This window comes from Saccharomonospora amisosensis (assembly GCF_011761185.1).
GTDB lineage: Bacteria > Actinomycetota > Actinomycetes > Mycobacteriales > Pseudonocardiaceae > Saccharomonospora_A > Saccharomonospora_A amisosensis.
In genome coordinates this window covers 2,720,482-2,740,640 of record NZ_JAAOYM010000001.1, presented here as the reverse complement: position 1 = coordinate 2,740,640, position 20,159 = coordinate 2,720,482, and the positions used below count along the sequence as shown (strand labels likewise).

The 20,159-nt window shown below is 71.8% G+C and carries 19 protein-coding genes; 4 read left to right on the top strand and 15 right to left on the bottom strand.

The features are described from left to right. Positions 1–4: 4 nt before the first annotated feature. The 5 genes from FHU38_RS13375 to FHU38_RS13355 form a co-directional block, all read right to left on the bottom strand. Positions 5–745 (bottom strand): SDR family NAD(P)-dependent oxidoreductase, encoded by a 741-nt coding sequence (locus tag FHU38_RS13375; RefSeq protein WP_167170961.1) that lies wholly within the window; start codon positions 743–745, stop codon positions 5–7. Beyond that, the gene (locus tag FHU38_RS13370) at positions 742–1,638 is read right to left on the bottom strand and encodes a DMT family transporter (protein WP_167170959.1); all 897 of its coding nucleotides are present in this window, start codon (positions 1,636–1,638) and stop codon (positions 742–744) included. Before FHU38_RS13370 ends, FHU38_RS13375 begins: the two co-directional genes overlap by 4 nt. Then, positions 1,635–4,004, bottom strand: a complete 2,370-nt coding sequence (locus tag FHU38_RS13365; RefSeq protein WP_167170957.1) for a wax ester/triacylglycerol synthase domain-containing protein — start codon at positions 4,002–4,004, stop codon at positions 1,635–1,637. Before FHU38_RS13365 ends, FHU38_RS13370 begins: the two co-directional genes overlap by 4 nt. A gap of 315 nt (positions 4,005–4,319) precedes the next feature. After that, entirely contained in the window at positions 4,320–4,727 is a 408-nt protein-coding gene (locus tag FHU38_RS13360; protein WP_167170955.1) for an SgcJ/EcaC family oxidoreductase, read from the bottom strand. A gap of 122 nt (positions 4,728–4,849) precedes the next feature. Continuing rightward, positions 4,850–6,436, bottom strand: a complete 1,587-nt coding sequence (locus FHU38_RS13355; protein ID WP_167170953.1) for a hypothetical protein — start codon at positions 6,434–6,436, stop codon at positions 4,850–4,852. Positions 6,437–6,676: 240 nt separating this feature from the next. Here FHU38_RS13355 and FHU38_RS13350 point away from each other — a divergent pair, with 240 nt between their 5' ends. Next, positions 6,677–8,002 carry an MFS transporter gene (locus tag FHU38_RS13350; protein WP_167170951.1) on the top strand — a complete coding sequence of 442 codons (1,326 nt, stop codon included), beginning with the start codon at positions 6,677–6,679 and terminating at the stop codon, positions 8,000–8,002. Positions 8,003–8,022: 20 nt separating this feature from the next. On the opposite strand, the gene FHU38_RS27995 is transcribed toward FHU38_RS13350, so the two are convergent. After that, a complete protein-coding gene (locus FHU38_RS27995) occupies positions 8,023–9,702 on the bottom strand; it encodes a PucR family transcriptional regulator (protein WP_167170949.1) in 1,680 nt (559 codons plus the stop codon). Positions 9,703–9,838: 136 nt separating this feature from the next. On the opposite strand from FHU38_RS27995, the gene FHU38_RS13340 reads away from it, so the two are divergent. Beyond that, positions 9,839–10,300, top strand: coding sequence for a GlcG/HbpS family heme-binding protein (locus FHU38_RS13340; RefSeq protein ID WP_167170947.1), 462 nt, complete (start codon positions 9,839–9,841; stop codon positions 10,298–10,300). Between the two features lie 64 nt (positions 10,301–10,364). Here FHU38_RS13340 and FHU38_RS13335 read toward each other — a convergent pair whose 3' ends face one another. The 8 genes from FHU38_RS13335 to FHU38_RS13300 all read right to left on the bottom strand — a co-directional run bounded on the left by FHU38_RS13335 (position 10,365) and on the right by FHU38_RS13300 (position 17,321). After that, the gene (locus FHU38_RS13335) at positions 10,365–10,820 is read right to left on the bottom strand and encodes a RidA family protein (RefSeq protein ID WP_167170944.1); all 456 of its coding nucleotides are present in this window, start codon (positions 10,818–10,820) and stop codon (positions 10,365–10,367) included. 11 nt (positions 10,821–10,831) lie between these two features. Next, positions 10,832–11,200: a Rieske (2Fe-2S) protein gene (locus tag FHU38_RS13330; RefSeq protein ID WP_167170941.1), complete on the bottom strand. Its 369-nt coding sequence runs from the start codon at positions 11,198–11,200 to the stop codon at positions 10,832–10,834. Positions 11,201–11,252: 52 nt separating this feature from the next. Further along, a complete protein-coding gene (locus FHU38_RS13325; RefSeq protein ID WP_167170938.1) occupies positions 11,253–12,689 on the bottom strand; it encodes an aldehyde dehydrogenase family protein in 1,437 nt (478 codons plus the stop codon). Further along, positions 12,686–13,933, bottom strand: a complete 1,248-nt coding sequence (locus tag FHU38_RS13320; RefSeq protein ID WP_313886762.1) for an NAD(P)/FAD-dependent oxidoreductase — start codon at positions 13,931–13,933, stop codon at positions 12,686–12,688. Before FHU38_RS13320 ends, FHU38_RS13325 begins: the two co-directional genes overlap by 4 nt. A 5-nt stretch (positions 13,934–13,938) precedes the next feature. After that, on the bottom strand, positions 13,939–14,271 hold the full coding sequence (locus FHU38_RS13315) for a Rieske (2Fe-2S) protein (protein WP_167170932.1): 333 nt from the start codon (positions 14,269–14,271) through the stop codon (positions 13,939–13,941). 9 nt (positions 14,272–14,280) lie between these two features. Continuing rightward, positions 14,281–14,994, bottom strand: a complete 714-nt coding sequence (locus FHU38_RS13310; protein WP_167170929.1) for a TenA family transcriptional regulator — start codon at positions 14,992–14,994, stop codon at positions 14,281–14,283. A 273-nt stretch (positions 14,995–15,267) separates the two neighbouring features. After that, positions 15,268–16,416, bottom strand: a complete 1,149-nt coding sequence (locus FHU38_RS13305; protein ID WP_167170927.1) for a cysteine--tRNA ligase — start codon at positions 16,414–16,416, stop codon at positions 15,268–15,270. Positions 16,417–16,463: 47 nt separating this feature from the next. Further along, positions 16,464–17,321, bottom strand: a complete 858-nt coding sequence (locus FHU38_RS13300; protein WP_167170925.1) for a LysR family transcriptional regulator — start codon at positions 17,319–17,321, stop codon at positions 16,464–16,466. 69 nt (positions 17,322–17,390) lie between these two features. Between FHU38_RS13300 and FHU38_RS13295 the strand changes: the two genes are divergently transcribed. Together FHU38_RS13295 and FHU38_RS13290 are read left to right on the top strand one after the other, a co-directional pair. Continuing rightward, entirely contained in the window at positions 17,391–18,356 is a 966-nt protein-coding gene (locus tag FHU38_RS13295) for an EamA family transporter (RefSeq protein ID WP_167170922.1), read from the top strand. After that, complete coding sequence (locus tag FHU38_RS13290) at positions 18,280–19,689, top strand: pyridoxal phosphate-dependent decarboxylase family protein (protein WP_167170919.1); 1,410 nt, start codon at positions 18,280–18,282, stop codon at positions 19,687–19,689. Before FHU38_RS13295 ends, FHU38_RS13290 begins: the two co-directional genes overlap by 77 nt. Here FHU38_RS13290 and FHU38_RS13285 read toward each other — a convergent pair. Further along, positions 19,649–19,909, bottom strand: coding sequence for a hypothetical protein (locus FHU38_RS13285; RefSeq protein ID WP_167170917.1), 261 nt, complete (start codon positions 19,907–19,909; stop codon positions 19,649–19,651). The two genes, FHU38_RS13290 and FHU38_RS13285, sit on opposite strands and share 41 nt — an antisense overlap. Positions 19,910–20,159: the final 250 nt, after the last annotated feature.

The window sequence follows — 20,159 nt, the reverse complement described above, 5'->3', positions numbered from 1 at the left end:
CGGCTCAGCCGAACCGGCGCTGCATCGCGTCGGTGAGCGCGGGCGCGAGACCGCGTAGCCGGGCGGGCAGCCGCAGCCACCCCGGCACGAATACCTCCGCCCGGTCGCGTTCGACCGCCCGCACCAGCGCCCTGGCGACCGTGGCCGCGGGAACCGGGCGGGGTGAACGCCGTCGGTAGGGCACGCCCCTGCGGTCGAAGAACGACGTGTCCACCACCCCCGGCACCACGACCGTCACGCCAACACCACGCGCCGCGACCTCGTGGCGCACGCTGGCCGCGAGGATGTTCAGCCCCGCCTTGGTCGCCGAGTACACGGCCTCCTCGGCCACACCCATGCTGCCCGCGATCGACGACACCAGCACGATGTGCCCGCTGCCCCGGTGCAGCATCCCCGGCAACGCCGCCCGCACCAGCTGTGCGGGCGCGAGCAGGTTGACCCGCACCAGCCGGTCGATGTCGTCGGTCGGCATGTCCGCGAGCCCGCCCGCCCAGCCGACCCCCGCGTTACACACCAGCAGGTCCACCTCGCCCGCCTGTCGCAGCACCCTGTCGGCGGCACCGGCGTCGGCGAGATCGGCCACGCAGGCCCGGCCACCGGTGCGGTCGGCCACCTCGGCGAGTGCCGTGGCGTCCCTGCCGACCAGCACCAGCTCGCAGCCCTTGCCCGCGAGCAGTTCGGCGGCCGCCGCACCGATACCCGATGAGCCACCGGTGACCACCGCCGTCGTACCAGGTCCGATCACGCCGCCTCCCAACTCTGCGCCGCCTTCACCGTGAACGGTGCTCGCCTGCTCAGCACCGCGATGCCCGCGATGACGACAGCCAGGCCGACGACCTGGCCCGCCACCGCCAGCGGCTCACCGCGTAGCGTTTCACCCAGCCACAACGCCCCGACACCGATGCTCACCAGCGGATCGAGCGCGACGATCACCGCGAGTGCGGGCGAGAGCGCCACGCCGACACGGAAGGCGTTCTGGCTGAGCACGAACCCGGTCACGCCGCACACCACGACAGCGTAGAAGTGCCATCCAGCCAGCAGTGCCACCACGCCGTGGCGCAGGTCGGCCGCCGCGAGCTTGGCCAGCCCGGCGGTGACCCCGTACAGCACTCCCGTCGCGGTGGCCAGCGCGAGCACCTTCACCCGGCCCGGGTAGTGCACGGCGACGCCGAGGCTCGCGGCGATGATCGCGGCCAGCGCCGCGGCCAGCGGCAGCACCTCCGGCAGCGTCAGCGTGCCCGCCCCCGGCTGCGGCCGGGCGAGCAGGAAGAACGCCGCCAGACCGGCCACACACAACCCCGCGCCCAACAGCACGGTGCTGTCCGGCCGCTGCCTTCGCATGGCACTGCTGCACAACACCGCGAACACCAGCGACGTCACCAACAGCGGCTGCACCAGCACCAGCGGCGCGGTGCTCAGCGCCAGCCACTGCAGCACGATTCCCAGGCCGTTGGCGAGCAGCGAGGCAAGCCACAGCGGTTGCCGCAGCAGCGTGAACACCAGACCCCACTGCACGGTCGCCGCCCCCCGTACCCGGCGTGCCGCGCGGTGTTGTAGCGCGCTGGTCAGTCCGAACGCGGCGGCGGCGAGTACCGCGGCGGGCACGGCGACCCACAACAGCGTGCCGGAGTGGCTCATCGGGCCCCGAGATCACCGGCCAGGTCGCGCAGTGCCGCGTCCATGTGTTTGGCGATGCCTTCGACCAGCGGCGCGAGGGCAGGTGTCGTGGTGAAGGACAGCGTGATCCACCGACCCCAGGTCAGCGCACCCCACGCCAGGCCGGTTCCGGGCGCGAGCGCGAGCACCGGGTAGGCGGCCGACAACTCGGCCCCGTGCCAGTGCACCTGCCTGCGTGGTCCCGGCATCACCGTCGCGATCGCGTTGAACCACTCCCGCCGGTACACCCGCCGCGCAGCCACGGCGTGTAACCGAGGTGGCAGCGTGCCCAGCAGGCGCACGACCGTGTGCGCGGCCTCTGGCACGCCCGCTGCCGTGCGTTCCCGCAGTGCCCGTGCCAGCAGGTCCGCCCGCCCGGAAAGCGGCATCGCGCCGATCGGCAGGTCCACCGACACGGCCCCGGTGTGGTTGCCGGCCGCTCGCAGGTTCTCGGTGCCACGCAACGACCACGGCACCATCAGCCGGAACCGGCCGGACTGCCACGGTTGTGGGGTGTCGTGCAGTGCCTCGGCGAACAGTGCGAGCAGCAGTTCGGTCGGGTTCAGCCCGAGCGAGCGGGCGGCGGCACGGACCTGCTTGCCGGGCAGCCGCAACAGTTCGTGCCGCCGCCGGGGGGTGTGGAGCTGCCCGTCCAGCGGCGTCACCGGCGCACGGCCGGCGCGCGCCAGTCGCCACAGACCACGGGTCAGCAGCCTCGGGTCGGCGCGTATCCGGGTGTCGCGCAGCGGTGCCGCCGGCCTGCTCGCCCACGACAGCGTCGCGGCGTCGTCGGTTCGGGACAGCAGCGCCTGCAGCAGCGTGATGCCGTCGCCGAGTGCGTGGTGCACCTTCACCAGCACCGCCCTGCGCCCGCCGGGTAGCCCGCTGACGAGGCGCGCCGCGCCGACGGCGCGCCGATGATCCAGCGGATCGGAGAAGAACCGGTCCACCTCGGCGGCGAGGTCGTCGGCGGTCACCTCGTCGGCGAGTTCGCCAGGGTCCCGCATGCCGCCGACCCAGCGGGAGCCGCGCAGCCTGCCGGGCCGCCGAAGGACGCCGTCCACCCCGGGAACCCCGGCCAGCAGCGAGGCGACCTGCTCCCGTGTCAGTTCAGGCCCCGGCTCGAACACGAGCACCGTGCCGACGTGCTGCGGCACGGCGGGTGTGTCGACGTGCAGGAACAGCGCGTCCCCTGGCGGCAGCGGGCGCGAACCCGAAGTAGGCACGGCCGCGGCGAGCGAGCGCAGCGCGTCCTCGAGACGGTGGCCGGTGGCGTGCCGGTTGGCGGCGCGCTCCAGCGCGCGCAGCGCCTCGGGGTCGCGGCGGTACTCGCTCATCGCGCGGGCCAGCTCGCCGCTGCCAGCGCACACCCTTGCGAGTCCGGCTTCGGCCAGCAACGCCGCGTTGGCCTGCCCGTGACCGGCGATCGGGTTGTGCAGCAGCAGCGCCCGGCCGCAGGCGATCGCCTCCAGCGCGGTCGCGCCACCGGCGTTGCTGACCACCACGTCGGCGGCGCGCATCAGCTCGGCCATGTCCCGTACCCAGCCGCGCACGTCGACTCTCGGTTCGCCGCCGAACCGGTCGGTGAGTTCGTCGCGAAGCCGTCCGTTGCGCCCCGCCACGACGATCACGTACGCGCCGGCGTCCCCGGCCAGCAGCTCCCTGACGGTCTCATCCGTGCGGCCGAAGCCGAGCGACCCACACGAGACCAGCACGACCATGCCGTCGGCGGGCAGGCCGAGCGTGGTGCGGGCCAGCCCGCGGTCACCAGGTCGGAACGTGCTCGGCACCGGGGGAGCCGACACCTCGACGGGTGCGCCGGGAACTCCCCGTCGTGCCGGTGCCAGCGCGACCCGGTGCATCACCAGATTCACGTCGACGCCGGTGTGCACCCACGACGGGTGCGGCGCGAAGTCGGAGATCCAGGCGCCGGTCGGCACGGTGAGACCGCGATGCCGCCGCAGCCATTCCAGCCCCGTGCTGCCCATCGGGTAGGTGGAGATCACCAGATCAGGGCGCAGGCTGTCGAGCACGGGGGCGAGCTTGCGCCCGCTCCATGCGCCGATCACTCGCTTGGCGGCGCGCGCGAACCACCTGTAGTGCCACAGCGAGGCGTAGAAGAACTGGTACAGCTTCGGCACCCGCTCGACGCCGAGCGCGTAGACCTTGCGAAAGACCGGGCCGGTGCCGTGGCCCATGGCGTCGAGCACGTCCACCCAGTGCACCTCGACGCCCGGCCACAGTCGCTCGGCTACCTCGTGCAGGGCCCGGCCGGTGGCGTTGTGGCCCTCGCCCATGTTCGCCGACACGATCAGCAGGCGCCCTGGCCGCGTGCTGGCAGTCGTCACTGGAACAGCCTGCCACGTAAGGGCGCGTCGCGTGTCCCGTGACACGAGAGTGTTCGCCTGCCGGTCGCGTACCGAAAGCCGTTTCCAGTTGTTGGTGGGCCGCGAGCGAACCAGGCGGACGGCGGACGCACCGAGGTGACGGCTGGCGACGGGTCAGCGTGCGCGCAGGCACCGTTGGCCACGGTCGCGCGGGCCGCGGGTCGTCGCTGCGCGCGGTGTCGAACTGGCGACCAGCTCACGGTCTGCGCCCGCAGCACGTCGCTTTCGGACGCGGGCTGCTGAGCATCCCCTGCCCGCGCCGCCTTCATCGCCGGCTCAGGAGTCGAGCACCTCGGTGTTCTGGCAGGCCCTCAGCAGCCAGCGGCCGTCCTCGTTGGACATCACGTACAGCGGGCTGCCCTCCTTATCACCCTCGATCGGCTGCCCGTCATGGCTGAAGTACCGCTGGCGGACCTTCACCGCGGCGACGTCGGGACGGATGAACAGCACGTGCACCACCTCGTAGCTCGGCCTGCGGTCCTTCATGGCTCCCGGCAGGACCTTGCCGGTGAAGGCGGCGATCTCGTCCCGGCCGGTAAGGCGCCTGCCGTGGGCGGTGGTCCAGATGGCGTCTTCGGCGAACTGGGCAACGAACTCGTCGACTAGTTCACCCGCCTGTGCGTGTTCGATGGTGGCGACGACCTGCCTGATGGCTTCGCTGTCGGCATCGTGGTTCGCGTCCATGCCGATCACCCTAGAATCTCGAGTTAACACGAAGTCAACGGCGCGGTGCGGGTGGGTTGCGCCCCCGGGACCGGCGTCGCGGACCCGATCCCGGGCGTGCTCGCCACCAAGTGATTGGCCGACTAGCCGAGGACGACCACCGCGAACACGGCGGCCACGGCCAACCCGCAGATCACCGGCAGGAAACAGCGGCGGGCCAACTCCAGCACCGGCACCCGCGCGAACCCGGCGACGGCGATCAGCGAGGACCAGGCCACCAGCGTGCCACCCCCGGACCAGATGTTGCCCATCTGCCCCAGCGCGGCCAGTGTCTCGGCGTTCATGCCCGCACCGTCGCCGAGGCTTCCCGCGAGCGCGCCGGTGAGCGGCAACCCGGAGAACCCCGAACCGTCGAGGCCCGCGATCACCCCGACGACGAGGATGCCGAAGGCCGCAACGAACGGACTGTCCGGAATGTACTGCTGCGCCGCGGCGACCAGGTCGAACAGGATGCCCCGCGCCTGCTCGTCGGTGCCGAGGATCTGGCTGGCGAACTCGCCGTTGCCGATGAAGAAGAACCCGGCGATCGGCAACACGATGCCCATCGCCCTGAACGCGAAGACGAGCCCGTCGACAACGTGCGTGGCCGAAGACTCCAGGAAACCCTTGCCGTCGCCCACGAGCGAGGCCAGCAGCACGATCAGCGCGGCCACCCCGCCGACGAGCCCAGCCGCCTGCCCGGCCTCCAGATCCGGTACGGACTCCGACACCTTCGCCACCACCATGTAGACGATCAAGCCTAGGTAGGCCAGCGGAACGAACACGGCGAACAACGTCGCCGCCGCGGGGTGTTCGGCCGTGCCGCCGGGTGGGGTGCCGGGTGGGGTGCCGCCGCCACGGGTGGGGCCTGGTAGTGCCTGACCTGCCTCGCGCGCCTGGCCAGGTGCGGGCGTCGGTGGCAAGGCCGCCGTGGCGGTACCCGCAGTCGCTTCCACGAGTTCGCGCTCCTCGGCGTCCTCCTTCGGCGGCGCCGCCTCGCGAACGGTGCCGTCCTCGGCCGCGGCCTCCCACTCGGTGAGCAGTTGGGCCGACGGCGCGCGCATCTTGCGGAACTCCATCGCGTACCCGATGAGCAGCGCCACGCCGCCGACAACCAGTGAAAGCACCATCGCCTTGTCCGTCACCGCGCCCGCGTCCAGCCCACCCGCCTGAGCCGAAAGCCCGCCCGCGACCCTGATGACGTAGTCCGAGGACAGCGCCATGCCCTGGCCCGCGCAGGCGACCACCAGCCCGACCGCCATAGGCCGCAGCCCCGCCCTGATCGCCACCGGCACGAGCACGGCGCCGATGAGCGGCACCGCCGGTGTCGGCCAGAAGAACAACGACATGAAGTAGGTGATCACCACCAGGGCCCAGAAAGCCATGTGCCCGTTGCGCATCACCCGCCGAAACGGCGCGACCATCAACCGGTCGGCGCCGAGCACCTGCAGCGAGTGCAGCATCGCGGTCACCAGCGCGATAATCAGGAAGATATTGAACAGGTTCGTCGCGGCGACCAGACTCGCGTTGAACACGGCGGTGGTGCCGGTGATGACATTTCCGGAGTGGACGAGCGCCGTCAGGAACGTCGCCGCCACGGCGGGTACGACGATGTTCTTGCGCGCGATCATCGTTGCCAGGATGACGACGACACCTGCCAGGTAGACCCAGTGTGCTGCTGACAGTTGCATCTGTTTGCCCTTCGAGTGGGACGGCACAGCGTTAACGCAAGAGGTTCCGCGCAGCGACGGCGATTCGTCTATCAATCATGTGCACATCAGCCGCGCCGAAGTTTGTGCACGATGCCCTGGTAACACGTTCTTGACCGAGGCAGTCTCAAATGGAGCACAGCGCAACCGGCCCGTAACAGCGCCGCGACGGGTGGGCGCTCTTCGTGCGCGACACCGTGATTTCCGAAAGGTCTGCCGTTCGTGCTGTTCACTCTGCTGGCTGTGACACTGCTGGGCACGGTCGGCAACAACGTCGTGAATGTCCCACTGCGGGAGCTGTCGGCCGACCTCGGTGTGCCGCTGTCGTCGGGCGTGCTCGCCGTCAGTTCGTTCCCGCTCGTTCTCGCGGCGACAATGCCATTGCTGGGTTGGGTCGGTGACCGGTTCGGCCGCGGGCGCACGCTCGTGGCCGCCGAACTGCTGCTGGCCGGCGCGATGATCGGGGCCGCGCTCGCGCCCAACCTGCCCACGCTCGCCGCCTTCCGAGGGCTGCAGGGGTTGGCGTGTGCGGCGGCGCCGCCGTGCGTGATGGGAATGCTCGCCACCCACTACGGGCCGAACCGGCGTAACCGGATGATGGGCGCGTGGGCGGCCGCCAACGGGATCGGGCAGGCACTGGGCCCGCCGCTCGGTGGACTGGTGGCCGAGCCGTGGGGCTGGCGGGCCGTGTTCTGGCTGCTGGCACCGCTGGCGTTGTTGCTGGTGCTCGCGCTCGTCACGTTGGTGCCGGCCGAACAGGGGCGGCGGTCCGGGTTGCACCGGCCGGGTGCGGTTGCCTTCACCGCCGGAACCGCCACGTTGCTTGCGGCGGTCGTGCTGGCGCCGGGGGGTTCGCTGCCGCCAGCCGTGCTCGCCGTGCTCGCAGGCGCCGGTGCGCTGGCGCTCGCCGCGTTCGCGGCGATGTCGGCAACGGCGCGCGACCCGCTCGTGCCGGCGCGGCTGCTCACCGAGTCCCGCTTCCTGCGAAGCGCGGTCGCGGCCTGCGCGCAGATGTTCTGTCTCGGCGCGACCCTGGTGGCCATGCCGCTGTACCTGACGGGGAGGCATGCCATGCCCACGGCGTCGGCAGGGCTGGTGGTGTTCGCGTTGCCCGCGACGATGGCGTCGCTCGCCGCCGTGGTGGGCCTGCTGTGCGAGCGCACCCGGCCGCGGCGGGTGCTCAGGGCGGGCCTGCTCACGCTCGCCGCGGCACAGCTCGCCATGGGGCTGCACGCGACCGCGTGGGGCGGGCAGCTCGCCGTGCTGGTCGCGCTGCTGGTGGTGACCGGCTGCGGGGTGGCGCTGGTGCAGACTCCGGCGGCCGCGGGCGCCAGCAGGTCGGCGGCGGCCGGACCGGCGGCAGCGGGCGGTGCGGGCGCGACCCTCGGCCTGTTCAACACGCTTCGGTTCGGCGGCGCCGCACTGGGGGCCGCCTGGGTGGGCCTTGCCTACCCGTGGGGCGAGCCGCTGTTGCTGTTCGGTGGTTGTGCGGTGCTCGCGCTGATCGCGCTGGCGGTGAGCTTCGCGGGCAAGGCCCCCGCGGGCTGACCGGCAGCCCTCGCCAGCGCTCATGCTGGTCCCAGTTCCCGGTCCACCGCCGCCGTCGTCTCGGCCAGCAGGTCCAGTTTGTACGCCAGCCACAGCGCGAACTGGTGCTCGGCCTCCCGCAGGTCCAACCGCAACATCCGGGAGGCGCGGTCGAGTTTGTAGAGCATGGTGTTGCGGTGTACGTGCAGTCGCCGCGCGGCGGCGTTGACGTTGCCCCCGCACTCCACATACGCCAGTACCGCGCGTTCCAGTTCCGACCCCACCGCCGCGCCGGAGCGCAGCGGCGAGAGCAGGTCACGGGCGAAGGTCCTGCCGTGCTCGGTGCCCGCCAGTTCCACCAGCGCGGCGTACACCCGCAGGTGGTGGAACCCGCACACGTCGGGCAATCCCAGCCGCAGCCGAAGCCGAAGCGCGATCCGCGCTTCGCGGTAGCTTTCCGCGATCCGCACCGCGCCGGTGACGGGTCTGCCGTACGCGATGCGCACCGGCTTGCCGAGCCGCAGCCCGAGATCACGTTCAAGGGTGGCCGCGTAGGCGGCCACGGCGGTGTCGGCCGCGTCCGGCGTCGCGACGTGGCCGGGGTCGAACGGGTGGATGACGGCGAGCACGTCGCCAACGGCGGCGGCCAACGTCTGCCCCGCCCCCTGCGGTGCCAGCCTGGTGGCCTCCCTCGCCATGGCGGCCGTCACGCCCCCCTCCAGTGCGGCACCCACCAGCACCGCGTACTCGCAGTCGGTGGGAAACCGGTAGTGGGCCGCTCTGGCACGCAGGTCCGAGGCGTTTCCGAAACGGCCGTGCAGCAGCGCGTGCACGAAGTCGCCGCGCGCCCGCTCCTCGGCCTCGGAGATACTGCGCATTCGCAGCAGCTCCGTTCCCACGATCGTCACCGCCTGCTCAACGACGACCCGGTGCTGCGCCAGATCGTGTGGATGCGGCGGGCGGTTCGGCTCGATCAGGAGCACCCAACCGTCGTGCCGCCCGCCAAGCACGATCGGTCCCACCACGCACGTGTACGGCCTGCCGCCGAAGGTCGCGTCACCGACCACGGCGGGACCGTGCCCGCCGCGCAGTGACTCGGCGACCAGCCCGGGCGGCTCCTCCGCGAGTGCCCGCGCGACCTCCGCCGAGTCGAGGGTGGCCGGCGCGGACCGCGCGAACGCCAGCACCTGTCGATCGGCGTCAAGCACGGCCACGGCACAGCGCGACAGCCTGGCCAGTTGGTGACACAGCGCCGACACCCCGGCGCCCCGGTAGAGCAACTCGGCGAGCGAGCGATGCACGGTGACGCCGTAGCGCAGCACGTGTGCTTCGCGGGCCAGCGCGAGTTCGGCGACCAGTCTGCCGATCTCGCGGTAGTCGACATGCGCGCCCACCGACACCACGGGCAACCGCGCCCGTGTCGCGGGTGGGCCCGGTGCCGCGGCCGAGTTGCCCGACACCAGCAGCGCGGCCGCCTCCCGGTCACACAGCCGCCGCAGGTCGGCGTCCGCGAGCTGCTCGCCGCGAGCGAACACCAGCACACCCCGAAGCGACGCGGCGCCGCTGACAGCCTGCTCCCACGGCAGGCACCAGGTCACCACCACGTCGGTCGGCCCAGCCACGTCCGCTTCCCTGAACGGGCGCTCCTGCAGCAGCCTGGCCAGGGTCAGCTCACCAGGGTCCGTGCCGTCCCGCACGGAGTCCTCCACGGTGCTTCTCACGCTGGGTTCCACACTGCCCCCTCATGGACAGACTGCACAGCATTCCTCGACGGCGATACGGCAGCTTGACCATTGCCGCCCCCCGCGCGCAAGCGTCAGATTGGTGACGCCGAAAGCGACCGCGAGGAGGACGAACGTGCACACGGTCAACCGGATCACGCTGGACGACGCGCTGCCGATGCTGGCGGCGGCTCGCGCCAAGGCGGAGGAACTCGGGGTGCGGCAGACGATCTGCGTCTGCGACGACGGCGGGAACGTCGTCGCGCTGCACCGGCTGCCAGGAGCCCGGCTGACCGGCGTGGAGATCGCGATCGCGAAGGCGTTCACCGCGGCGGGGCACGAGCGGGCCACCCACAAGTTCAACGAACCGCCGGACGGACCCGCGCTTCCCGGTAACGAGGCGTTCGGGATCAGCCACATGCTGCCGGGCAAGTTCGCCATCTTCGTCGGCGGCTTCCCGATCGAGTACGAGGGGCAGATCGTCGGGGGAGTCGGCATCAGCGGCGGCAACGGCGAGCAGGACAAGGCCGTCGGTGCCGCGGCGCTGCGCGCCTTCGCCGAGCACACCGAGCACACCACCACGCTGCCCGTGGCATAGCGACACCGCGGGCGGTGCTGCCCTTCCCGGCCGCAAGCACCGCCCGCCACGAACACCTCCTCGGCTACCGCACGGCGACGGTGAGGTCCACCTCCACGGCCGCGCCCGACGGCAGGCAGCGGACCCCCACCGCGGTACGCGCGACGGCGCCGCGCTCGCCGAGCCAGCCACGCAGCGTCCGTGACGCGCCGTCGGCCACGGCCGAGTGCTCGGTGAAGTCCTCCGCGCACGCCACGTACACCGTCAACCGCAGGCACCGCTCGATGCGGTCCAACCCTCCCGCGGCCTCGGCAAGCGCCAGCAGCGCGTTGGCCGCCGACAGCGCCGCGGCCTGGCCTGCCTCGCGCGTGCCGACGTCCTCGCCGACCCGCCCCCTCACCCGCAGCCGCCCACCGCTCCTCGGCGTCATGCCCGCGCTGAACGCCAGCCCGCCGTACACCACGGCGGGCACGTAGTCACCCTGCGGCGGCGGTGCCGCCCGAGGCGGAACGTCGTGGGCACGGTCGGTCTCGCCGGTCACCGCCTACCTCCTCAACCGGCGGTTCCGCGACGCCGGGGACCCGCGAGCCTGCGGCCCTGCGCGATGTCGTGCTCGGTCAACCCGACGAAGATCTCGCCGTTCTCCTCCTTGACGGGGAACGTCTTGATCGGCTCCGTCGCGGGCGGGCAGACCGCCTCGCCGGTTCGCAGGTCGAACACACTGCCGTGGCAGGAGCAGCCGATGCCGTCGTCGACCAGTTTGCCCGACGACAGCAGGCAGTCCAGATGGGTGCAGTAGTTCGACGTCGCGTAGGCGGTGCCGCGTAATCTCGCGACGGCCAGCTCCAGCTCGCCCGCGAAGAACCGGCGGACATAGCCGTCGGGCACCTGGCCGGAACGGGCCACCCTGACGTACTCCATCGCGATATTCCTTCCTTGGCTGTGGTGGGGAAGCGGTGACCGCCGGGTCAGGTCAGGACGCCACGTACACCGTCTTCTCCACGGTGTAGAAGCGCGACATCGTCTCGCCCGCCTGCTCCTTGAACGTCTGCGTGCTCGATTCCTTCAGCCCACCGAACGGCGCGTTCATGGCCATTCCGGTGGTGGGTTGGTTGACCTTCACCAGACCGGCCCGCACCCGGTCGGCGAAGTCGAGCGCGGCACCGAGGTCGGGCGTCACCACCGCCGCCGACAGCCCGTAGTCGCTGTCGTTGGCCAGCCGCACGGCCTCGTCGAAGGAACCGGCGCGCAGGAACGCGAGCACCGGGCCGAAGATCTCCTCGCGGGCCAGCCGCGACCCAGCGGCGACCTCGCTGAACACCGTGGGCAGGAAGAAGTGGCCGTGTTCGTACCGCGCGCCGTCGGGCGCCTGCCCGCCGGTGCGCAGCACCGCGCCCTCGGCGAGCCCGATCCGCACGTACTCGGCGGTCTTGGCCAGCTGCTGCGCCGTGGCCAGCGGGCCCATCTCCACCCCGTCGGCGAGCCCTTCGCCGAGTCGCAGCGCCTCGGCCCGCCGCACCACGCGCGCGAGCAGTTCGTCGTGCACGGTGTCGGCGGCTATCACCCTGCTGGTTCCGGTGCAGGCCTGTCCGGAAAGGCCGAACGCGCCACGCACCACGATCGCCGCCGCCCGGTCCAGGTCCGCATCGGGAAGCACGACCACCGGGTTCTTGCCACCCATCTCCAGTTGGCAGCGCCTGCTGGCTCCCACGGCGCCATGGATGCTGTTGCCCGCGGCCGTGGAACCGGTGAAGGTGACGGCCGCGACCCGCCGGTCCCTCGCCAGTGCCGCGCCCACCTCCGCGCCACCGTGCACGAGTGCCAGCGCCCCAGCGGGAACCCCCGCCTCCAGCAACGCCTCCACCAGCCGCGTCGCCAGCAGCGGTGTGACCTCGCTCGGCTTGTAGACCACGCCGTTGCCGCACGCCAGCGCAGGACCCAGCTTGCGGGAGGGGATGTTGAGCGGGAAGTTCCACGGGGTGATGGCCGCCACGACACCCACGGCGGAACGTGCGGTGTAGACCAGTCCGGATTCCGAAGGGTAGGTGCTGCCCGTCGCGCGCAGCGCCTCGCCGGCGTAGAAGCGCAGGTTCGCCGGGGTGCGGCGGACCTCCATGGTGGCTTCGGCCAGCGTCTTGCCCTCCTCGGCCACCAGCTCGGCCGCCAGCTTCTCCTGGTCGCGTTCGAGCAGTGCCGCTGCGGTGTCCAGGACCTCGGCTCGCCGCTGCGGCGAGGTGCGGGACCATTCGACGTGGCCGTCGGCGACCGCGCTGACGGCGGCATCGACGTCGGCGGCCGTGGAGTCGGGCGCGGTGGCCACCAGTTGCCTGGTGTCGGCCGGGTTGTGGCGGTCTCGCACCCTGCCGCTCGCCGAGCCCCTCCACTCGCCACCGATCAAGTTCGCGCTCACCCGGCACCCTCCATCATCAGTTCGAACAGGTCGACGTCGTCGTCGCGCAGCACGTCCGGCTCCACCACGGCCTGCTGTGAAACCAACTCCCTCGCCGCCATCGCGTCCTCTCCCCGCTCGGCGGCGAACGCCGCCCGCACCACACCTTCCAGCAGGTAGAACGCGCAGAAGTCCAAATCGGACAGCGAACCCCTGACCACGATCTCGTCCCAGCGTGGCGCGTACCCGGTGTACTGCAGGTTCACCCCGTACTGGTCGGAGTAGAACCAGTGCGGCTCGGTGAACGGTGCGGCGTGGCCGAGCATCGCGTCGGCCGCGGTGGTTGCCAGCCTGCTGGCCGCTTCGACGTGTTCGGCGCGGATGTGCTCGCCGAACAGCGCGTGGTAATGGTTGGCCACGTCGCCTGCCGCGAACACCGACGGCGAGCTCGTCCGGCAGCAGCCGTCGACGACTATCCCGTTGTCCACCTTGATGCCCGCGTCCGCGACGACGTCCACATTGGGCTCGATTCCGATCCCGACCACCACGGCGTCGGCGTCGATTCGTGCTCCGGTTTCGGTCACCACGGTGACCCCGTCGCGGCCGTGCACCACGGAGGCAACCGCCTGCCGAGGTCGCACCTCGACCCCGTTGGAGCGGTGCAACTCGGCGCACACCGCGCCCAGTCGGGGGCCGAGCAGGTGGCGCATCGGCACGTCGAGGGCCTCCAGCAGCACCACATCCACCCCGAGCGCGCGTGCGGTGGCGGCCACCTCCGAGCCGATGAACCCCGCGCCGACCACGACGAGCCGTGCGCCCGGCGAAAGCCGCTCGCGCAGCCGATCGGCGTCGCGGCGCGTGCGTAGGGTGTGCACGCGTTCGCCTGCGACCCCGGGCAAGGCGCGCGGCCGCCCGCCGGTCGCCACCAGCACCCGGTCGGCCCTCACCGAGCCGCCCCCCTGCAGCAGCACGGCACCCTCGGCCGGGTCGATCCCCACCGCGGTACGGCCTAGCCGAAGCCGCACCGCGTTCTCGGTGCACCACCGCTGCGACAGCAGTCCCAACTCACCCGCGGTGGTCGGGTCCTCCAGATACTCCTTGGACAGCGGTGGCCGCTGGTACGGCGGCTCCGGCTCGGCGCCGATCAGTTCGATCCGCCCTTCGTAGCCGCGCCTGCGCAGCGTCCGCGTCGCCGCTGCCGCCGCCTGCCCCGCGCCGACGATCGCGATGGTGCCGATGCTTGCGGTGCCGTCGGTGCCGCTCACCCGGCTCACCCCGCCGCGCCGACGCGCCCGCGGCGGACCGGGTTGACATACACCCGGTCGCCGTCGACGCGTACGTCGTAGGTCGGCTGGCACAGCGGCTGGTCGTGGGCCTGCCCTGTCGCCGGGTCGAACCGCCACTGGTGGCCGAGGCACACCACCGCGCCGCCAAGCACGACGCCCTTGCTCAGTGACCGTTGCTTGTGCACGCAGACGTCGTGCAGCGCGTAGACCCGACCGTCCACCAAAAACAGTGCGATCTGCTCGCCCGCCACCACGACGCGCTTCTTCTTCCGCCTGACGAGCTCGCTGAGGTCGGCGAGGTGGAGCCACTCGGCCATGGCGGGCGCTCAGGCGGTGACGAGGTCGGGCGCGACGTAGGTGTCGTAGAGCGCCTTGGTGTAGGCGAACCGCATCTCCGCGCCCCAGCGCACGAAGTCGAGGCAGCGCTGCTGCAGTGCCGGGGTGTCGGCGTGGTCGAGCACGATCTGGAACCCACGCTCGCCGTGCACCTCGTCGGAGGTGATGTGCAGGTCGAAGAACTCGATCTCGTCCTCGGTGAAGCCGTACACCTCCCGCAACGGCACGATCTGCTTGCGGTAGATGCTCGGCACCTGCGACTCCAGCCCGACCACCAGCGCGGCGGTGGCCACCGCGAAGTGCTCACGCATCGCGGTGGCATAGCACCACGCCTGCAGGCCACGGGTGACCGCGTTCATGTTCATCGGGTCCTCCACCCGTTCTCGGGTGGTGCCGCACGCCTGCGCGAACCGGATGAGCAGGTCGGTGTGGCGGATGTCGGCGAGCTCCTCCTCGTACATGTTCTGCAGCAGGAAGTCCTTCGCCCCTGTGCAGGAATCGGGCGTGTTGCCGTAGATGTAGCCGAGGTAGTCGGCGAAGGGACCCACGTAGTGGTAATGGTTCTCCGCCCAGCGGGCGAAGTGGTGGCGCTTGAGTTCGCCGTCCGCCCATGCCCTGCTGAACGACGCGTTCTTCGCCTCTCGGCCCTTGATGGCGTCCTCCAGCGCGGCGCGGAACTCTGCGTGCGAGAGAAGCTCGGTCATGTGGACCACCCTCCGGGGAGTCGGTGCGGTTGCGCTCACCCGAAGCTACGGAGCGGACGCGCCGACCCTCCATGGACACAGTGCACGGGAGTCAGCCAGTCTTGCTGTGCACCCTGTGGCACGGCCACGGCGGAAACGTGCCGCTCAGCAGGCACTGCCGAGAAGTCACTGCCGAGAAGTCACTGCCGAGAAGGCAGCGGTGAGGAGTTCTTGCCCGCCACCTCACCGCCGCCGTCCGTGTCGACCTTCAGTGTCGAGGTTCAGTGTCGAGGTTCAGCTCAGCCCGAGCGCCGCGGTGAGCAGCCGCGCCGCGCCGCCGCCACGCTCGATGGCGAAGTCCAGCGCGGCAGGCACGTCCAGGTCAGCGCTCAGTAGCTGGCGCAGCCGTTCCACATCGTCCTCATCGGTCACGCCGACCCGGCTGCCCGCCGCCTGGTGCAGGTCCTCCAGCCGGGCCGCGGCGACGTCGAGCACGCCTGGCGAGTAGTCCCACGACTGCGCCCACGGCCGGTCGATGATCGCCAGCCGCACCACCGGCGCGGGGTGGGTTGCGAGCAGATCCTCGAGCAACACCAGATTGCCCGTTGACTTCGCCATCTTGGCCCCGTCGACGGTGACGGCGCCGACGTGCATCCAGGCCCGCGCGTACGGCGCGACGCCGGTCAGCGCTTCCGCCATCGCGGCGTGGTAGGCGTGGTGCGGGAACCGCAGGTCCGCACCACCCGCGTGGATGTCCACGCCGACGCCGAACGTGGAAGTGTACATCGCCACGCACTCGGCGTGCCAGCCCGGCCTGCCGGGACCCCACGGTGAGTCCCATGCCGGGTGACCGGGTTCGGCGGGCTGCCACACCGCGACGTCGAACGGGTCGTCCTTCGCCGGATCGTCCGGCCTGCCGCCGAACTCCCTCGCCAGTCGCAGCGCCTCCCGCTCTTCGAGCCCCCAACGCCGCACGACGTGGCTGCCTCGGAAGAAGACCCCGCCCTCACGCACGTACGCGGAGCCCCCCTCGGCCAGCGCGGCCGCCAGCCGGATCACCGCGTCCACGTAGCGATGTGCCCTTGGCTCGTAGTCGGGGGTGCGTACGTTCAGCGCGGTCATGTCGCCCTCGAAGCGGAACTGGCCGAACGCCGCGAAGTGGTCGTAGCGCACCCCGGCTTCCCGTGCCGCGTCGTCGAGCACGTCGTCGATGTCGGTGACGTTGCGGCACACGATCGGCTCGACGCCGAGCACCCGTAGCACCCGGCTGAGTGTGTCCACCCAGACGAACGTCGCGGCGTGACCGAGGTGGGTCACGTCGTAGGGGGTGATCCCGCAGTTGTAGATCCTGGCGCGGTCGAGCAGCCTGACCCGGCGGTCGCCGAGGGTGACGGCCGTCGCGCCCGCGATGGGTCGCCGTCTCGTCATCGATTCGAACGTCATGCGCCCATCGTGCCCTTGGCGCATCCCGGCCGCCCGCCCGGCGGGGTTCAGCGAGTGGCGACCACGTCGCGGGCGAGCCCGAGCAGCGAAGGCACGGCGGGATGAGGGCGGTCGCGCCGCCACGCGAGTACGACCCGAATGGGTGGGGCGTCGGTGACCGGCAGGAACGTGACACCCGGATAGGTGTGCACACTCGGTGTCGCCGATGTGGTGAGCCCGACCGCGCGGCCCGCGGCGATCGCGGCAAGCCAGTCGTCGGTGTTGGCCACCTCCAGCGTCCTGGTCGGGCGGGTCCGCACCGGCCACAGGTCGAGCGTGGTGACACCGGAGACGGGGTTGACGGCCACCGTCTCGCCGGTGAAGTCGGCCATGCTCAGCGTCCGGTGCCCCGCGAGGCGGCTCCCTGTCGGCACGGCCGCGACCCGCCGCTCGGTGAGCACCGGCTCGCACACCACGGCGCTCACCGACACCTTCGTCCGCAGCAGTGCGGCATCCACCTTGCCGTCGGTAAGCCCCGCGGTGCGCTCGTCGACGCGCAGCAGCTCCAGCGGTGACCCGGGATGCTCGCGCTCCCAGCGCCGGAGCAGGGTCGCGGTGTGCGGGCCCAGCGCGGCCCACGCGTGTCCCACTCGCAGTGGCGACGGCCCCACCCCTGCGGGGTCGAGCGCCTCCCGCACGGCGGCGAGCGCGGTGGCCGCCCGCTCGCGTAACCGCTCGCCCTGCGTCGTGAGCGCCAGCTTGTGGGTGGAGCGGTCGACCAGCCGAACCCCGAGATGCGCTTCGAGTTGGCGCAGTGTCCGCGACACGGCGGGCTGGGACAGGTGCAGCTTCTCGGCGGCGCGGGTGATGTTGCCCTGCTCGGCGATGGCGAGGAAGCAACGCAGGTGGCGCAGCTCGACGGTCATGCGCGGCAAGCATAATGCCACCTCGATCGGCATTTCACAGCCGACGGCCGCGCCCATAGCGTCCAGCTGGTGACTCGCGCCGATTCGCTACCCGATTCCCCGCCCCATCCACCCGGTTCCACCCGGCGGCTCGGCTCGGTGGGGCTGGTGCTGAGTGGGGCACTTTCGCTGCAGTTCGGTGCGGCCGTGGCCGCGCTGCTGTTCGCTCGCGCCGGATCGCTCGGGGTGGTGGCGCTGCGGCTGGTGTTCGCCGCCGCCGTGCTGCTGGTGGTGTGCAGGCCGGCCGTGCGCGGGTACCGGCAGCGGGACTGGCTGCACGTGGCGGCCTTCGGCGCAACGCTGGCTGGGATGAACACCCTGTTCTACCAGGCGATCGAACGCATCCCGCTGGGATCGGCCGTGACACTCGAGGTGCTGGGGCCGCTGGCACTGTCGGCGGCCACCTCACGCCGCCCGGCGAGCTGGGGGTGGGCGGCACTGGCGCTGGCCGGGGTGTTCCTACTCGGGCGGGGCGGGTTCACGCGGCTGGAACCAGCGGGCGTGGCCTTCGCGCTGGCGGCAGGCGTGTTGTGGGCCTGCTACATCGTGCTCAGCTCGCGGGTGGGCGCCCGCTTCCCCCGCGCGGACGGGCTGGCGCTCGCGCTGGTGTTCGGTGCCGTGCTGAGCCTGCCGGTCGGCGCGGCCGCCGCGGGTACGGCGCTGCTGGATCCGGTCACGCTGGCGCTGGGCCTCGCCGTGGCGGTGCTGTCGTCGATGCTGCCGTACACGCTGGAGCTGCTGGCGCTGCGCACGCTGCCCTCTGCGACGTTCGCCGTGCTGATGAGCCTGGAACCGGCCATCGCGGCGCTCGCCGGATTCGCCGTACTCGGCCAGCGGTTGGCCGCCGTCGAATGGGTGGGCATCGCGGCGGTCGTGCTCGCCAGCGCGGGCGCGGTACGCATGCGTACAGTCAGGCCTCGTGGACGAGCTGACGGAGTTGCTGACGCGGGCCGCGACCGCCGCGGCCGATTACCGGCGCGGCGCGCACCTTCGTGACGTCGGCGCCCGCATCGACGCCGACACGCTTCGCGAGCGGTTCGGCGGCGAACTGCCGCGTGAGCCGACCCCGCCCGGCGAGGTGCTGCGCCAGCTGCGCGCCGCCGCGCAGGACGGTCTCGTCGCCACCGTCGGCCCCCGGTTCTTCGGACTGGTCGTCGGAGGCTCGCTGCCTGCCGCTACCGCGGCCGACATGCTCGCCACCGGCTGGGACCAGTGCGCCTTCAACGCCGTCGTCGCGCCGGCCGCGGCCGCCGCCGAGCAGGTGGCGGGTGAATGGCTCGCGGACGTGCTCGGCCTGCCCGAAGGGGTCTCGGTCGGGTTCGTCACCGGCGGCCAGGCGGCCAACACCGTTGGCCTTGCCTGCGCGCGGCACCACCTGCTGGCGCGGGCGGGCTGGGACGTCGAACGCGACGGGCTCGCGGGTGCACCGAAGGTTCGCGTCGTGGCGAGCCGGGAACGGCACGCCACGATCGACGCGTCGTTGCGGCTGCTCGGTTTCGGAACCTCGGTGCTGGAACCGGTGGCCGCCGACAGCAACGGTGCGATCGACATCGCGGACCTGGAACGGGTGCTCGACAGCGGCCGCGGCCCCGTGCTGGTGTGCCTGCAGGCGGGCAACGTGAACACCGGCGCGTGCGACGACCTGCGCGCGGCCTGCGGGCTCGTGCGGCGGCACGGCGGTTGGTCGCATGTGGACGGCGCGTTCGGGCTGTGGGCGGCGGCGAGCCCGGCGACGGCGGCCCTCGTGGACGGCGTCGAACTCGCCGACTCGTGGGCCTGCGACGGGCACAAGTGGCTCAATGTGCCCTACGACAGCGGCTTCGCGTTCTGCTCGCGCCCCGACGTACACGCGGCGGCGATGTCCTACACCGCCGCCTATCTCGCCGGGTCCGGCACGGGCTCGCCCGCGCTGGGCGACCTCGTTCCCGAGTCGTCGCGGCGGGCCAGGGGTTTCGCGGTGTGGGCCGCGCTGCGCGAACTTGGCAGGGACGGCCTTGCCCGGCTGATACTGCGCTGCCACACGCTGGCTCGCCGGTTCGCCTCGGCACTGGCCGACGGCGGCGCGTGGGTCGCCAACGAGGTGGTGCTCAACGAGGTGCTCGTCCGGTTCGGCGACGACGAACAGACCGAGCGGGTGATCGAGGCCGTGCAGCGTGAGGGCACCTGCTGGCTGGGTGGCACCACCTGGCGGGGCAATCGCTACCTGCGGATAGCGGTGTCGAACCACTCCACCACCGAGGCCGACGTCGACCGCAGTGCGGCCGCCATCCTGCGCTGCGCGGCCGATGTCAGGAACGCAGCAGGGGACGTGCCGCCGGAGCACCCCTGAGCCGGGCGACCGTTTCGCGCAGGTACCGCACCTCGCGGGTCAGCTCCTCGATGCGCTGCCGGTCCTGCCTGGCCGAAGCCGCCTCCGCTCCTGCCCGGTCGCGGGCGATACCGCGCAGCTTCTCGACCTCGCGCGTCAGGGCTCGCACCGAATCCTGGTCCGTGCTCGCCAGTGGAAGCCCGCAGTGCGGGCAAGATTCCGTGCCGCTCGCGCCGCTCATATCGCACCCCGATCGCTTGCCGTAGAGCGCCGACGCTACGCGCGCCGTTCTCGCGGCGACAATGAGTGCGGGCACAAACCGTGCCGGGCGAATCTGTGATCCGGGCACAATACCGGGTGCGGTCCACTACGTCGGACGTTTCCTGCGCGGTTCCCTCGCCGATCGGCGCGGCTTCACCAGCAGGTGAGCGCCAATCGCGTGGGCCGCGAAACAACTCCTTCCCGGCCGCGCAACCGGGGTTTTCGGTCAC